This is a genomic window from Sporosarcina highlanderae (assembly GCF_030433715.1).
GTDB lineage: Bacteria > Bacillota > Bacilli > Bacillales_A > Planococcaceae > Sporosarcina > Sporosarcina highlanderae.
In genome coordinates, this window is record NZ_JAROCC010000015.1 from 17757 (window position 1) to 34028 (window position 16272).

The 16272-nt window shown below is 44.5% G+C and carries 15 protein-coding genes; 2 read left to right on the forward strand and 13 right to left on the reverse strand.

Annotated elements, in window-relative coordinates:
- Positions 1 to 65: 65 nt before the first annotated feature.
- The 9 genes from P5G49_RS15390 to P5G49_RS15430 all read right to left on the reverse strand — a co-directional run bounded on the left by P5G49_RS15390 (position 66) and on the right by P5G49_RS15430 (position 8476).
- Positions 66 to 485: a S1 domain-containing RNA-binding protein gene (locus P5G49_RS15390; protein WP_301245219.1), complete on the reverse strand. Its 420-nt coding sequence runs from the start codon at positions 483 to 485 to the stop codon at positions 66 to 68.
- Between the two features lie 127 nt (positions 486 to 612).
- Positions 613 to 1029 (reverse strand): FtsB family cell division protein, encoded by a 417-nt coding sequence (locus tag P5G49_RS15395; protein ID WP_301245220.1) that lies wholly within the window; start codon positions 1027 to 1029, stop codon positions 613 to 615.
- Between the two features lie 54 nt (positions 1030 to 1083).
- A complete protein-coding gene (gene yabQ / locus P5G49_RS15400) occupies positions 1084 to 1551 on the reverse strand; it encodes a spore cortex biosynthesis protein YabQ (RefSeq protein ID WP_301245221.1) in 468 nt (155 codons plus the stop codon).
- Entirely contained in the window at positions 1548 to 1844 is a 297-nt protein-coding gene (gene yabP, locus P5G49_RS15405) for a sporulation protein YabP (RefSeq protein ID WP_301245223.1), read from the reverse strand. Before yabP ends, yabQ begins: the two co-directional genes overlap by 4 nt.
- Positions 1845 to 2078: 234 nt before the next feature.
- Positions 2079 to 2369, reverse strand: coding sequence for an RNA-binding S4 domain-containing protein (locus tag P5G49_RS15410; RefSeq protein ID WP_301245225.1), 291 nt, complete (start codon positions 2367 to 2369; stop codon positions 2079 to 2081).
- Positions 2366 to 3823 carry a bifunctional methyltransferase/pyrophosphohydrolase YabN gene (gene yabN, locus P5G49_RS15415; RefSeq protein ID WP_301245227.1) on the reverse strand — a complete coding sequence of 486 codons (1458 nt, stop codon included), beginning with the start codon at positions 3821 to 3823 and terminating at the stop codon, positions 2366 to 2368. The genes P5G49_RS15410 and yabN overlap by 4 nt, the downstream gene beginning before the upstream one ends.
- 4 nt (positions 3824 to 3827) lie before the next feature.
- Positions 3828 to 5420 (reverse strand): putative polysaccharide biosynthesis protein, encoded by a 1593-nt coding sequence (locus P5G49_RS15420; protein ID WP_301245229.1) that lies wholly within the window; start codon positions 5418 to 5420, stop codon positions 3828 to 3830.
- 105 nt (positions 5421 to 5525) lie between these two features.
- Positions 5526 to 7460: an iron ABC transporter permease gene (locus P5G49_RS15425; protein ID WP_301245230.1), complete on the reverse strand. Its 1935-nt coding sequence runs from the start codon at positions 7458 to 7460 to the stop codon at positions 5526 to 5528.
- A 29-nt stretch (positions 7461 to 7489) separates the two neighbouring features.
- On the reverse strand, positions 7490 to 8476 hold the full coding sequence (locus tag P5G49_RS15430; protein WP_301245231.1) for an ABC transporter substrate-binding protein: 987 nt from the start codon (positions 8474 to 8476) through the stop codon (positions 7490 to 7492).
- A gap of 178 nt (positions 8477 to 8654) precedes the next feature.
- On the opposite strand from P5G49_RS15430, the gene P5G49_RS15435 reads away from it, so the two are divergent.
- Positions 8655 to 9479, forward strand: coding sequence for an ABC transporter ATP-binding protein (locus P5G49_RS15435; protein WP_301245233.1), 825 nt, complete (start codon positions 8655 to 8657; stop codon positions 9477 to 9479).
- Position 9480: 1 nt separating this feature from the next.
- Positions 9481 to 10164: an IucA/IucC family C-terminal-domain containing protein gene (locus P5G49_RS15440; protein ID WP_301245296.1), complete on the forward strand. Its 684-nt coding sequence runs from the start codon at positions 9481 to 9483 to the stop codon at positions 10162 to 10164.
- 55 nt (positions 10165 to 10219) lie between these two features.
- Here the strand turns inward: P5G49_RS15440 and P5G49_RS15445 are convergent, their stop codons facing one another.
- The 4 genes from P5G49_RS15445 to mfd form a co-directional block, all read right to left on the reverse strand.
- Positions 10220 to 11383 carry a hypothetical protein gene (locus P5G49_RS15445; RefSeq protein ID WP_301245234.1) on the reverse strand — a complete coding sequence of 388 codons (1164 nt, stop codon included), beginning with the start codon at positions 11381 to 11383 and terminating at the stop codon, positions 10220 to 10222.
- Positions 11376 to 11894: a sigma-70 family RNA polymerase sigma factor gene (locus tag P5G49_RS15450; RefSeq protein WP_301245235.1), complete on the reverse strand. Its 519-nt coding sequence runs from the start codon at positions 11892 to 11894 to the stop codon at positions 11376 to 11378. The genes P5G49_RS15445 and P5G49_RS15450 overlap by 8 nt, the downstream gene beginning before the upstream one ends.
- A 153-nt stretch (positions 11895 to 12047) precedes the next feature.
- Positions 12048 to 12584 carry a stage V sporulation protein T gene (gene spoVT, locus P5G49_RS15455; protein ID WP_301245236.1) on the reverse strand — a complete coding sequence of 179 codons (537 nt, stop codon included), beginning with the start codon at positions 12582 to 12584 and terminating at the stop codon, positions 12048 to 12050.
- Positions 12585 to 12672: 88 nt separating this feature from the next.
- Complete coding sequence (gene mfd / locus P5G49_RS15460) at positions 12673 to 16206, reverse strand: transcription-repair coupling factor (RefSeq protein ID WP_301245238.1); 3534 nt, start codon at positions 16204 to 16206, stop codon at positions 12673 to 12675.
- Positions 16207 to 16272 lie beyond the last annotated feature (66 nt).

Genomic DNA, 16272 nt, shown 5'->3' on the forward strand with positions numbered 1-16272 from the left:
CGACCAGCACCTTAATAGATGCCAATCGTTTATAGGAACCGCATTTAATTAAAATAGCCAGCAAGTTACCCTCTTCTTGCGCCACGGCCACCGCGTTTAGATTCTGTTGCTCTTTTCAAAGTTGAAAGGCGTTCTTCACTGTCTTTCATGAATTTCGCCATTTTTTGCTCAAAATTCTCAGGACGTTCGTTATTGCTTGAACGGCCACCGCTGTGACGAGGGCGTTGAGGGCGTTGTGGGCGCTCAGATTCAGGTTTCGCTTTTCTGATCGATAACCCGATTTTACCGTCTGTGCCGACATTCATCACTTTTACTTCAACCATGTCGCCTACTTTTAGGTGGTCGTTAATATCCTTAACATAATTGTCCGCCACTTCACTGATATGGACGAGACCAGTTGAACCGTTCGGTAGTTCAACGAACGCACCGAAGTTTGTGATCCCTGTAACTTTCCCTTGTAACTTGCTGCCTACTTCAATTGACATAAAAAAAATGCTCCTCCTTAATATTTAAACGACCCCTATTTTAGGAGCCTTTTTACCATATGACGAGTCTTGCATATGCAAGATCCTTACTTTCATTATAGCCAACAAAAAAAGAGTGTCAATAAGACTACTCTTTTCCGTCATCTTTTTCATCATTTTTCTTCTTTTTTTCAGGTACTGAAAAGATGATTTCATTTTTATCAGATAAAAAGTACTCTTTCCTTGCTAACTTTGCAATGTAGTCTTCATCATCCAGTTTGACAAGCTGTTTTTTAAGAAGATCGTGTTCTTCATTGACCTGTTCCAACTGTGCAAGCATTTCCTTCTTCTCTAACTCTTTATCCTGCAACGTCTGCTTTTGCTGAATATACATATTCGTTAAACCACCAAACACCGCAAAAGCAATTACCGCATAGATAAACAGTTTTCTCTGGAGCCGCTTCTTTTGCTTGTTTCTCCAAATTTCCTTTTTACGCAACGAGCGGACATATTCAGTTTCAATCGATGCAACGGTTGCGGATGGTTTCCTTTTCCTTTGCTCCATGTCTGCACTCTCCCTCATTACAGTTCGAAATTCGATAAGTTAATAGATTATACATCATTTCTCACTGTTTTTAAAGAGAGAATCATAGATTCTATTATAAAGATAGAAAAAAGGCTTCAAAAGGAACATCAGTACCCTGAAAACCAATCTGAAAATTTGACGGACGACTTTAAAGATCAAAACAACGACAAAAACAATTGGTTTCAAAATCAACATATTCAAGAGCCTGCCGAAAAATCTGAAAGGACGGTGGAATATTGATGCATACAACAGCAGCCCACAAATCTGGGCAACTGGATCATACATTCTCCAAGCGCCGTCCCTTACTAAAAAAAGAATGTAGAATGATGCACAGCCAACTACAATCCAACCAATCACCTCAAGGAAAACAGCATACTTCCTTATAATCGATCGTTTGCCGGTCGCATCGATACCAGTGCCAATCAAATCCATGAACGCCCCGGCACCGATGCCCGTCCCAATCATTGCAAGAAGACTAAGAAACTGTACGGAAAGACTCATCCAAATAATTTATGGAGGAAACTACGTGAACCTGATTCTTCTTCGTCATATTGCATCGTGCCAATCGTCCCTTCCAAAGTAAGAAGCCCTTTGTCGACATCCAAGTGGACGATGCGCAGCTCCTCCCCACGAATTACTAAGATGCCTTGAGATGTCCGGACGATAAACTCCTCTTGGTCAAACCTGTCGATCGTTTTTACAGATGTAAGATCCATTCGTTTTCTGTTTCTCATCGTGACGACGTGATCCCCCGATGGAATTGCGTATGTTGGACTATCCGTCTGGATTTGCATACTATTCCTCCTTTGCTTGTACGTTCACTGCCATCCTATGCGTGCAAATAAAAAAACATGACAGGAAAAATCACTGTCATGTTGGAATGTGGACAAACTATTTTGATGTACTTACGTGATGACGAGGAATGGACCTTGAACGACAAAGAGTGGGCCCTCGCGTGATTAAACAAGCATTTCATTAAATCAAAAAACAGCCGGAATGCTCTTACGCACCCCGACTGCCTTATTCACTCAATCCTCATCATCAATAAACTCAGGTTCCACCTTTTCAAGCTTCTCTTCCTTTACAATCGTATACATCATAGCCGCGTCTTCCTTTTTCGTCGACTCCTTCAGCATCTCGACTTTTGTCGTCACGATCTTTTGTCCGAATCGGATAGCAAGTTCATCGCCCGGTTTCACAACCGACGAAGCCTTCGACACTTTTCCGTTGACCGTGATCCGGCCCTGGTCCGCCACTTGCTTCGCAAGCGTCCTTCTCTTAATCAACCTCGACACTTTCAAAAATTTATCCAGTCTCATTTCGTTTCCCCCTCTTTCGCCTGTTGCCAAAATCCTTCCAGTTCATCTAACGTATAAGCGGAGAATTCGCCTCGACCTTCCCGCACGCTTTGCTCGACGAACGAAAAGCGACGTTTGAATTTCTCATTCGCATGCGCCATCGCTTCCTCTGGAGACAGCTTCAAGAACCTTGACAAATTGACGATTGTAAACAGAACATCGCCCAACTCATCCGTTTGGCTCTCTTTCGTACCATTCTCCACTTCGGCCTTGAATTCCTGCCATTCTTCCTCGAATTTATCGAAAGCACCCGCGATATCCGGCCAATCAAATCCGACTTTTGCCGCTTCCTTTTGATAGTTAAATGAAGTGAGCAATGATGAGCTATGACGTGCCTGCCCATCCAACAGCGATTCAACTTGAGGCTTCTCCGCTTTCTTGATTTCCTGCCAATTCTTCAAAACCTCGTCCGAATTCTCCACATCCCGATCACCGAATACATGCGGATGGCGGCGAATCATTTTCTCGCCGATCGACTGCAAAATATCTTCCATTATAAAATAGCCATCATCTTCTCCGATTTGCGCATGTAGGAACACTTGCAACAACACATCTCCCAATTCCTCAATGATTCCTTCATCGTCTTCTTGGTCAATCGCCTCAAACAGTTCATGCGCTTCCTCGATCAAATACCGTTTCAGCGATTCATGCGTCTGCTCGCGGTCCCACGGACAGCCATCTGGGGCACGCAAAGCCGCAATGATCTCCCTGAATGTCGTCCATTCCTTTAGACGGCCCTCCCGTTCCACAACCGGAGGCACGTAAATGGTCGTCAAATTATCGATTTCCGTTTCCCGATCCAATTCAAACAGTGGAACTGTCCGGAGCTTCTCCAATGAAGAACCTGCCGCCGTCACAATTGTCACCGGATGGTCGAACGCATACTTTTCCATGAGCGACAGCTTCACTTCAGAAGCAACGAACGCATCATACACTTGTCCAATGAGCACATGTTGCGTCATCTGCACATCATCACGAGTCATATCCGTACCGTCCAACAATTGGAACCCATCAATCGGATCGATTCGCAATGCCGCGAAAATCGGATCCAAAAAGCTGTTACCCCCGACAATTTCAAGCTGTACAAGACCTTCCCGTTCTTTTTCAATCAATAATTGCACTGTTCGCTCCGCTACAAGCGGATGCCCCGGCACAACATACGTAATCGCCCGTTCTTCAGCTTGCGCGATCAATTTCGCCGTGATTTCCTCATAAACTCGCTCAAACTCATCATTTTCTACATAAACCGAGTCAAAGCTCTCAATTCTCATGCCTTCCGCACGCAATTCCGTTACCGCTGGGTGCTGATCCGTCCTTGCGATGACGTATTCCGCTGCCTTCAGCTTTCGGTATGTACCTATAGATAATTGATTGAGGTCACCGGCACCAAGGCCGATAATCGTAATTGTATTCATCCAGTCACCTTCTATTTTTAATTAACCATAATTGTACACTTGCCAATCTTCTTCCGAAAGGTAGCAAATACCATTCCTTTTCCGCCATTATACGCGATTTCATTACGACAATCAGGAAAACGACCGCCCCTAACACGACTGCTGTCAAAGCCGTCAACGTCGCACCTATCCGTGATGATAGATTGTCGAATAAGAAATAATCTGCAACAAGCATCCATGAAAAAATAACCGCAACCATTGCCGCTGTCGCCATCAACAGCCACCCGTAAAAACGGACAGGTGCAAGTCGCACTGGCCAGACGCTTTTGAAATAAAGCAGAAGACCGATTGTAATCATCGCAAAACCGATATTTCCGGCAACTGCTGCTCCAATAACCTCAAAATACGGAACGAGCAGCTGATTCGCAACCACTTTCACAAGAAGCCCGCCTAAAAGCAATAACGTCGGTACTTTCACTTTCCCTGCCCCTTGTAAAATCGCAGTCAACGGTAAAATAAGCGACAGCCAAAAAATTTGGATAGAAAAAATGATCAACGCTACAGAACCGTCCCGAGTCTCAAACAACATTTCATTTACATACGGCAGAACGAGCGCAAGCCCGACCGCTGCCGCCCATCCGAATAAAAATGCCGTCCGGAACGTCAGTTGGATGAACGGCTCTGCCCCTCGCCCACTTTTTTTCGCCGCATGATGCGATATCAAAGGGACAATCGCAAGTGCCAAAGTGGAAGCGATCAAAATTCCCATTTGCACAAGCGGCTGCCCGCGATCATAGACACCCTTCATTTCCATAGCTGCATCCGCGACCATTCCTTCCGCAAGCAATATATTGTATACGGTAAACGAATCCGCCATCTGGAACAGCAGCAAAATGAGCGAGCTTGCACTGACACTTAAACTGACAAACGTCAATTCCTTCACGATTCCCCAAGTATCCACCTGCTCAAGCGGCCCTTTATAGGCATTTCTGTAAAACAGGGCAAGAATGACAACTCCTAACGCCTGTCCGATAACCGCGCCCCACATCGCCACTTCGCCAGCCGTGTAAAGGGATGCGCCAGCACGAACCGCCACCCACGTTCCGACAAGGATGATCGCCACCCGCAATGCCTGCTCACCGACATTCGACACAGCGACCGGCGTCATCCGCCCATTCGATTGGAATGAACCCTTCAATACCGCAAGCATCGGCATGACAAGCACAATATATGCTCCTGCCCGAAGCAGAGAAACAAGTTGTGGATCCCCCATCGCATTCGCAAAAAACGGTGCAAACACCATTAATAGTATGAAAAACGACAAAGACAAGCCGGTCAAATAAATAAGCGCAATCCGCATGACCGCTTTCGACTCTCCCTTGCTCCGACTCCCCGCTAACAGCTTTGAAACCGCCACCGCAAATCCATATGAAGTCCAAACTATAAAAATCCCAATGAAAGGATATACCTGCTGGTAAATATAAAACCCTTTGTCACCCACAAGGTTCTGAAACGGAATGCGGTAAACCGCTGCTAACAATTTGACGACAATTGCCGATATCGTCAAAATCGATGCACCTTTCATGAACGTTTTCATATTCCAATCCACTGAAGACATAACCGCGCCTCTTTCGATGTTTACTGTGTTTATAGTATAACATTATCGGTAAAATCTTCTCATTACCTCAATAAGCCACACACTCCAAATGAGCGTGTGGCAAGTTCATTTCATTTTCCTCAATAAATACAGCAAATACGGCGTTCCGATCAACGCAACGACGAGTCCACTTGGAATGTCTTTCGGCGCAATCACAATACGGCCAATGAAGTCCGCAGAAACAAGAAGCAAACCGCCTAATAATCCCGATACTATCAACAACGGTAAGTGGCGGAATCCAACTAATCTCCGGGCAATATGCGGTGCAACAAGTCCAACGAAACCGACTGTCCCAACTATCGCGACTCCTGCAGTACTAATTGCCACTCCGATAACCAATGCCCAAACACGTGTCGATTTTACTGAAAGTCCAAGCCCTGCCGCTACATCATCTCCGAATGTCAGCGCATCCAAGCTACGTGTTAAATAGATTGCCGGGCCGATGAGCAGAACGAGAAATAGAAACGTCAGCTGCACATCTTCCCAACCCTTTCCGTACGTACTCCCGGACAACCAGACGAGTGCTGCGGCAACCGCTAATTTTGCCTTCACGACAAACACTTGGGTTGCAGCGGATCCAAACGCAGATATCGCAATGCCCATCAAAGCGACGAGCATCGGTTGAAAATTATTTTTCCACGACGTCAATAAAATGATACAGAGCGCAATTGCAGCTCCTGCAACCGCTCCAAACGGCATAAATTGAACAGGGATTGCCGGGAACATAACCAAAAGCAGCATAGCTCCAGCCCCACCCATCGATGTTACACCTAAAACGCTGGCATCCGCCAATGGATTCCGTAAAACCCCTTGCAATAAAACACCAGCAAGTGCAAGCATTACACCTACAATAAAAGCCGTTAACACACGTGGTACACGGAAATTCCAGACGACTGGTTTCAACCAATCAAGCGACCAGGCCATTCCGTTATAGGAAAACGCCAATGCAAAGACAACGACAATCAAAATCGAAACGATTGAAATGACGACAGATAGTTTGACCGGCTTCAACGTACCGCCCATTTGGCGGTCGCCTTTCGTATGCGACTTCGCCGTCTTCCAAGCCAGATAGAGCAGCCAAGGTCCACCAACCAATGCAGTCATCGCGCCGACTGGCACTTCTTGACCAGGTTGGATCAACCTGCCAAGCACATCTGCTCCGATGAGCATCACACTTCCCCAAAGGAATGATTGAAGGAAAATATGTAGATGCCCCCTTATCCCAAGCATGCGAACAATATGTGGGGCCATCAATCCGATAAATCCGATGGGACCGACGACACTTACCGTCGTTGCTGCGAGGAGGATGGCAGCAGCCCATGCTGATAATTTTACGACTCGCACATTTTGTCCGAGGGAGGAGGCAACATCCTCACCTAAGGATAGAATATCCATCGGTTTTGCCAATCCCAATGTGACAATGAATAGTCCAATGATCATGGGACCGGCAAATGATACTCCGTTCCAGTTCAATTGTACAAGTGTACCTGAACCCCATAAGAAGAGACCATTCGTTTGATTTTCAAATAACAGCTGTAAAGACCCTGTCATTGAAGAGAATAATAGTGAGATGATCATTCCCGTTAACGCGACACGGACGGGTTCCATCTGTTTTCCTGCCAACGTGACAACGAGTACAGAAGAAAGCACTGCACCTGCCAATGCAACAAGAAATGGGAAATCACCAAGGACCGATGGAAAAAAGATCATCGAGGCAACTACAAAAAAATACGCCCCTGCATTAATTCCAAGTGTACTTGCCGATGCCAACGGATTATTTGTCAACGTCTGCAAAACAGCGCCCGCGACTGCAAGCGCACCACCAGCTAAAATACCGATAGCAAGCCTCGGAAGCCGTAGGGACAGCACAATATCCTGAATACGCCCTTCCACCCAAACCTCTTTCACTAATTGGGAAACCGTATAATCCGCCTGCCCCTGCGTAAGATGGATGAAGGATAAAACGATTAACAGGAAAAGACCGCTGATCCAAACGAACAACGATCTTTTCCCCGAAGCGCTTCCCGCCATTATTTATTAACCATTGTATCGACAATTCGATTTAGCAAAGTTTCTGCTGAAAGTGGGCCTCCATATAACCAAGTGTCCCCACCTAGGTCAAATAGTCGATCTTCCTTGACGAAGTTCAAGTTTTTCCAAACTGCATTATCCTTCAATTGCTTTTCATATACATTGTCGTTTGCCTGAACGGTAAATAAATAATTCGCATCTTCATATTTTGTTAACCCTTCAACGTTGAACGTACTTGACCCAAAAACTTCAAACTGATCAGGTACATGGATGTTTTTCAAGCCGATTTTCTCAATTATTTGAGAGGCCATCGAATTCGGCGTGAAAACACGAATTTCCGGAGCTTGTGGACCTGAATAAGCAAGAGTCAAGATGACATCTTTTGTTTTCAAATTGGCTTTATCAATTTCAGCCTTTGCTTCGTCATACTTAGCGTCTAAATGCGCCAATACTTTATCTGCCTCAGAGGTTTTATCTACTGCCTTTGCAATTTCCTGGAAAGTAGTCGTCATCTCTTGATACAAATCGATTGATTCATCCTCAGGATACGGGTTGAAGATAACCGTTGGAGCAATTTTCTCCAAGTCCTTTAACATCGCATCGTGACGGAAACTTACTCCGATGATTAAATCAGGTTCAAGTGCTGCAATTGCCTCCAAATTAGGCTCTTGGCGACCGCCGACATCAACAACATTGTCACTTAATTCGGCCTCAATGTTAACCCAATTATGGTATTCCTGGATATCGGCCATTCCTGCCGGTTGTATTCCAAGTGCCAGCAAGTCCTCCGCATATGTCCATTCAAGGACAACAACTTTTTTGGCTGGTTGATCAAGTGTTACTTCTCCATTTGATCCTGTAATGGTTACACTGCTTTCAGCCTTTTCGTTAACAGAACCTTTATCTTCGGTCTTTTTTGATGAACATCCGACTAATAAAATCGCACTTAGTGCAACCAATAGAATCGTTTTCACATATTTATTCATTTTCTTCCTCCCGCTGATAATGATTATCAATTAAAAGTGTAAACCCTCAATACCCTACTTGTAAAGTGTTATTATAGATTAATGATTATCATTCTCAATTGCCCAAGAATATGGTATGCTATTTACTAATACAGGTCGGCTTTCTTTTGGATTACGAATTGAAACGGAGGCATTATACATGCACCCTACGATAAATACGAAAAACCTTTCCATCGGCTATCAAGACCACTTACTTTTCGAGAATTTGAATCTGTCCATACCTAAAGGGGAAATCACCGTTTTTGTCGGGAGCAACGGCTGTGGAAAATCCACATTACTTCGCTCGATTGCCCGGCTCTTGAAGCCTTCAGACGGATCTGTCCTGCTTGAAGGGAAAGATATTCATTCAATGTCTTCTCGAAATGTCGCTAAAAAGATGGGCATCCTTCCCCAAGGGCCGGTCTCTCCTGAAGGATTGACGGTTCACGATCTTGTTAAACAAGGGCGTTACCCTCACCAATCATGGCTTTCCCGTTGGACGGAGGAAGATACGAAAAAGGTAGAGGCAGCGATGGAAGCGACCAAAATAAGTGACCTGCGTGACCAGGCGATTGATACATTATCGGGCGGTCAGCGCCAGCGTGCGTGGATTGCGATGACGCTTGCCCAGGATACGGACGTCATTCTGTTGGATGAGCCGACGACATATCTCGACATGACCCACCAAATCGAAATTTTGGACCTTTTGTTTGAGTTGAATGAACAAAAAGGCCGCACAATTGTCATGGTTCTTCATGATTTGAATTTGGCATCACGCTATGCACATAATATTGTCGCCATTAAAGACGGCGGGGTATACGCGCAAGGAAAGCCGGAGGACATTATTACATGCGATCTCGTCCGCGCGGTATTCAACATGGAATGCCAAGTGTCCACAGATCCCCTTTTCGGGACGCCGCATTGCGTTCCATACGGCCGTGGACGCTGCATCGTGCAGGAAGTAAGGAGCAATACAGGTGCCTAAGATGAATGACGAGCACAGTACATCGTTAGAACGATTTGGCGTCTTTCTGAACAGACAGCCTGAAGCATTCACGGACGCCCAAGCGATTTTGTCGGAAACGGCTATCACCGAATTGTTTTCGGAAATTCAAACGTTGACCGGCGCCTCGACCGACGCAGTAGCAGCATCTGTCTACATGAGAAGGCACGGTTTCTTCTTAACTGGGCTCTTCCATATGCTCAGCAAGTTCAATTTGCTCTATACCGGCAAATTGGAGGACGTCTCATTATTCATCGAGAACGGGACGATCCGGTTTTCCATTCAGGCTGACTCTTTCGAGGATGTCCATGACCGGCACGAAGCAATCCAGCACATACTTGCACAATACGGACATCCCGTTGTCGAATCTATAAGTAAACGCGCGCATGTTTCCAAACTGATCCTTTGGGAAAATGTATGGGGTTATGTCATTTGGATGTATTCCATGCTTCTCACTGAAGAGTGCCCCTCAGCACAAAGTGACCTTGATTTCCTGTTGGAAGATGAAACATGGAAGCCGCATATGAGGCGCTCACCCTTTAAGCAGTACTTGCAGAATGAAGAACCGCTTGAAGCGATGACAAATTACAAACGGACAACTTGCTGCCTGTTAAAGGAACTGCCAAATACGGAAAAATGCCCGTATTGCCCGCTAAATCGAACATAAAACAGCCTGCACTCACCGATTTTCCGGTACGTGCAGGCTGTTTTTTTCTTTGCGTTTATGGTTGCCAAGGGTCCGGAATACCTTTCATTTCTGGGTTATCCCATAATTCAGGACCAGGATAACCTATATACAAATAAAGGTCATTGTTAGGAGTTTGTGTTGTTGCTTTCAATACTTGATACGTCTCCTCCGAGTAGATAATACGATCGTTATCATCTTCACCACGCCCTGAAGAAATAAATTTAAATCCTTCATAATGATTAAATAATTCGTCAAAGTACTCTTTATCCACTTTTATTAAAACAATCGAGTCTAATTTATCATTATAAAAATGGAAACTCGCTAGCCTATCATAATTTAGGAGGAAATCAGATCCACTTCCATCAGCCTGCCCAATAATATAATTATCACCCAATCGGTCAATTACTTTTGACGGTGAGTCGCCTAACGTTACTCCATGAAAATACAGGTAACCTTCCTCTTCAGTAAATGTGGGTTTAGCATAATCTATATCCGTATTAGTTGGCGAAATGTGTTGATTTTTAATATTCTGTTGCGTCTTATATAGATTTTCTGCTACTTTTTTTTCCCAGTGCGGTTCTGCATAGGATAGTTTCAAGGAAAGACTTTCGTCAATAGGCTGCGGTGATGCCTTTACGATTTGATTGGTCCCATTGGAATAGAAAAAATGATCATCGTAAATGTGGAAATCTATAAACTTAAACCCATCATAGCCTTTAAATAATTCATCAAAATAATCTTCATCTACATTCATGAATAAAATTGAAATTAATTTATCCTCAATGAATGAAAACTTCGCCTGGCCATCATAATCCAGTACAACGTCTGCCTCACTGCCATCCTCTTGCACGATTGTAAAATTCTCACCAAAGACTTCGATTACTTTTGACTCTGAATCACCTAACGTTACGCCATCAAGATAAAATACCCCTTGTTCTTCGGAGAATGCAGGTTTTGATAAATCTATGTGTAGTTCCGTCGGAGACGGTTGTTCGGCTACAGACGGTTCATTTTCAGTCAATACTTCGTTTAAAACAAAGAGTATTGCGCTCATTGTTACTAAAGCGGCAATTACTGCATATCTCCAATTATGTTTTGGTTTTTTTGATTTGTTTTGGACTTCATTCAAAACGTTTCGCATAACCCTTTTTTTACTTTCTGTTAAATCCTTCACTTCAGTAGGAATGAATTTATCCATTTAACAGCACCTCCCATTCAATTCCTATCAGCTGATTTCTTAACAGTTCCCTACCTCGTCGCAAGCGAGTTTTTACTGTATTTTCCGGAATGGTTAAAAGACTTGCAATCGCAACGATCGTCATTTCGTGAAAATAGAAGTATATGAGGACCTCTCGTTGTTTCAATGGCAATTGAAGGATTGCTTCTCCTATAATTGTTTCTTCATCTTTTCTAACTAACTCATCTGATTTTATTACAGGTTCTGTTTGGAATAACTTGTTTTGCAACTTTACCTTTCTATAAGACCAGCTTTTCAAATAATCTTTGCTTTTATTAGCCGTCATTTTTGTTAAGAAAGCTTTTACCTCTCCTCGTTCTTCATAATTGCTTTGACTGTCGTAAAACTTTATAAATACTTCCTGTACGATATCTTCTGCCGCTTGGAGATCTTTCACGTAATAATAAGCGAGTCGTATTAAATACTCCGTGTATTGAAACATCAATTCTTTTAATTCATTCGTGCCTGTCACAACTTCAACCCCTTTCCCTATATAGTAAACGATTCTCAAACTACAGGGGTTTGCCTTTCCAGAATTTTTTCAAAATTATTTACTCGGAACTATTTCCGACAAACAAAAACAGCCCACACACACCGGTCCTTCCCGGTACATGCAGGCTGTTTTTCATTGTTCCATTTGTTTCGCCAAAAAGTGTGCGGCGGTTTCTGCTGCTTTTTGTTCTGCTTCGCCAAGGAAGTGAACTTTCGATAGCAAATAGACCGCACCAATTGTATCACCGCCCGCTACGATTGGGGCAATGCAGTAGGATTTCACTTGCTCGGTTTGGCCAGGTACCCATTCCACCGTCTTTTCAAGCTTTTCGATAATGAGGGTGCGGCCGGCTAAGACTTCTTCCGCGTCCGGTGATAATTGGCGGTTCAAATAATCTTTTTTCGACAATCCGGATACGGCAATCATTTCGTCTCTGTCACTGATCATGGCAGGTGTTCCGAGTGTTTCGTATAGCGTTTCTGCGTACTCTTTCGCGAATTGACCGAGCTCGGAAATTGGGGAGTACTTCTTTAAAATCACTTCGCCATCCCGATCGGTAAAGATTTCAAGCGGATCTCCTTCACGGATGCGGAGGGTCCTTCTGATTTCTTTTGGAATGACCACCCTGCCTAAATCATCAATTCTGCGCACGATTCCTGTTGCTTTCATGCATGATGCCTCACTTTCCAAAAATTAAAACCGTCTTCCGTTCGGATATAGTATGCATCATGTTTGGTCATTTTATGCAAAAGTACCTTTACTCGGAATCCGCAGATATTGTTTCCTTTATGGATGATTGTAAGATGCGCATCATCTCTTCCAATACATCAAATTCGGTCATTTTGCCGGTATGCCGTTCATCCACCGTAACAATCAGGCGCCCTTCTTCCATCGTAAATCCGACAGCACGGCCAAACTCCATGGAATCCGTTACCATTTTTGCACCATCAGTCTTGGCTGTTCCTTCCTGCGTTAAACGTATTTCAATGATGGAACGTTGTTTTTTTATCGATTCTACACCCGCCATGCGTCCCCAAGCTTTTATTCTACCCACGCGAAGTAATAAATCAGCTTCCAGTGGCAAATCGCCGAAGCGATCTGTCATTTCATCGACAAGCTCGGAATAATCCGCCTTGCTTTCGATTGCCTTGACCCGCTTATACATCTGGATTTTCTGGAATCCGTCGCGAATATACGTATCCGGTAAATACGCGTTAATTGGAAGTGAAATCTCAACATCAGGAATTTCAGATTTCACGATGCCTGTCTGCTTCTCTTCAATTGCTTCTTGAAGCATTTGCGAATAAAGATCGAACCCGACAGAGTCGATGAAGCCATGCTGCTGGGAGCCAAGCAAATTCCCTGCCCCGCGGATCGACAAGTCACGCATCGCAATCTTGAAACCAGATCCAAGTTCGGTGAATTCTTTTATTGCCTGCAGACGGCTTTCCGCCACTTCCGTCAGAACTTTATCTCGCTGGTAAAGGAAATAAGCGTACGCAACCCTGTTCGAACGTCCGACACGCCCTCGCAACTGGTAAAGCTGTGATAGTCCCATCCGGTCCGCGTCGTGGATGATGAGCGTATTGACATTCGGTATGTCAATGCCTGTCTCGATAATGGTCGTTGTGACAAGTACGTCATATTCACCTTCAAGGAAACTCAATATGACGGATTCAAGCGCTGACTCGCCCATTTGTCCGTGTGCGAAAGCAACCCGCGCCTCCGGAACAAGCTGTCTGATTTCATCAACCTTGCGAGTAATGTCCTCAACACGGTTATATAAGTAGAATACTTGACCACCTCGACCCATCTCCCGCTCGATCGCTTCGCGGACGAGCGCGAAATTATGCTCCATGACATATGTCTGCACCGGGAAACGGTTCGCTGGAGGCGTCTCGATGACGGAAAGGTCGCGCACGCCTAACATCGACATATGCAATGTCCTTGGAATCGGAGTAGCCGTCAATGTAAGCACGTCCACATTCGTTTTCAGCTGCTTCAGTTTCTCTTTATGCGTTACGCCGAATCGCTGCTCTTCATCGACGATCAACAGTCCAAGGTCTTTGTAGACAACGTCTTTTGAAAGGAGACGATGGGTTCCTACAACAATATCAACCGTGCCTGCTTTCAAGCCTTTCAATGTTTCCGCCTGCTCTTTCTTCGTCCTGAATCGATTCAAGAGTGCAACTTCTACAGGGAAGCCTGAGAAACGCTCTTTCATCGTCTCAAAATGCTGCTGCGCCAGGATAGTTGTCGGAACAAGGAACGCTACTTGCTTGCCGTCTCCAACGGCTTTGAAGGCAGCTCGTATTGCCACTTCCGTCTTTCCGTACCCAACATCCCCGCAAAGCAGGCGGTCCATCGGTCGTTCTCTTTCCATATCGCGCTTTATTTCTTCGATGGAACGAAGCTGGTCCTCCGTCTCGTCATAAGGGAACGAGTTTTCAAAGGACCGCTGCAAATCATCATCCTCCGAGAATGCAAACCCTTTTTCCGCCTCGCGTTTCGCATAGAGCTTGATGAGGTCGTCCGCGATATCTTTCACTGCGGAAGATACTTTGCTCTTCGTCTTCTTCCATTCCGCTCCACCAAGCTTATGGAGTTTCGGTTCCTTTTCACCTGAAGCAACGTATTTCTGGATCAAGTCGATTTGATCAGCTGGAACGAACAGCTTATCCTCCGCACGATAGCGGATATCGAGATAGTCTTTATGGACGCCGCCCACTTCAAGTGTCACGACACCATAGTATTTCCCGATCCCGTGATGGACGTGAACGATATAATCACCAGGTTTGATCTCCGAATAGCTTTTTATGCGCTCTGCATTCGTCATCTTCTGCGGACGAGCTTTCCGCTTTGGTTTACCCTTGAACAGCTCGGCATCGGTAATAACTGTGAGACGCTGGAACGGCATTTCAAACCCAGCAGATAAATCACCGTCTATAATCGAGACGGTTCCACTTTTGGAAGGCTTTCCATTCAAAGTTGCCGACATCTCATAGTCTCTCAGGATCGTTTGAACTTTTTTCATACGCTCTTCACCATCTACAACGATGAACACATTGAATTTCCCTTGTTGCCAACGTTCCATTTCATTTTTCAATAAATTCATTTGTCCATGGAACTCCTGCATCGGCTTACAAGAGAAGGAGACAGTCTTTTTCAGGGTGATGTTAGGTACCGTTCGGACGAATAAGGATAGATAAGATTTTTTCTGGTCGAGTATTTTATGCATTTCGTCGAATGAAAAAGAGATTCTTGCATCGTGGACAATCTTTCCTTCTTCAAGAAGGGATAAATACCATTCTTTCTCTTCGCTTTCAAGCGCCGCAGACACCTCAAGGATCCGTCCAATTTCATCAAAGAGAACAAGACCATCTTCCGGAAAATAATCGCCTAAAAAGGCAGAAGCTTGTTCAGTTAAGGAAACATACTTCATCATTCCCTCTGGTACGATACCATCTTTCAATAAGTCGATATCACGTGAAATATTCAATGTGAGTGATTCCTTCACATCGTCATTTTTCAACCGCTTTAAACTCGAACGTAAGGCAGTTTCTAGATTTTCTGCTAGTTGTGTTAATTCATCAGAACTCCAAACGAATTCTGAAGCTGGTAAGATTGTCACTATATCCAGTTTGTCAGTCGAGCGTTGGTCATCAGCTGAAAACATACGAATTGAGTCAACGTCAGTATCGAATAATTCAATTCGAACCGGGTTCTCCATATTCAAAGGATAGATATCCAATATTCCGCCGCGTAGTGCGAAATCTCCTGGTGCCGTTACCATATCCTGTCTGTTGTAGCCCATCTCGACAAGCTTTTGGATCCATTTCTCTATATCAATCGTGTCATCCAATCGGGTTGACAATGAATTCTCTAACCAACGATCCTTTTGTGGAAGCAGTTTTTTCATCCCGGCAACAGGTGTAATATAAATCCCTTTTCCGATTCGTGCCATATGATCGAGAGTATCTATTCTGCTTGCACGAAGGTCAAAACTGGACACGGAAAAATCGGCAGCGACCAATTCCTCTGCCGGGTATAAATGGACAAGTGAATCTCCAAGTGTCTTCACGAGGTCCTCATATGTACGCTGTGCTTGCAGCATGTTTGGGGTGACAATAAGGATTGGACGGGCCGTAGAAAGATGTGCAGCCTTAAAAAAGACGGCCTTTGCACCGTTAGATAAGCCCGACAGCAATTGACGGTCTTTGCCTGATTTCAACTCGTCGATTACCTTAGTAATCTCTTTATCTTCTAAAAATAAATCTATGAGCGCATCCAATGATTCTTTTCCTCGCTTTGCAGTATATAGATTGAAGTGAAAAAAGCTTTGCGCGCCTTAACGCCA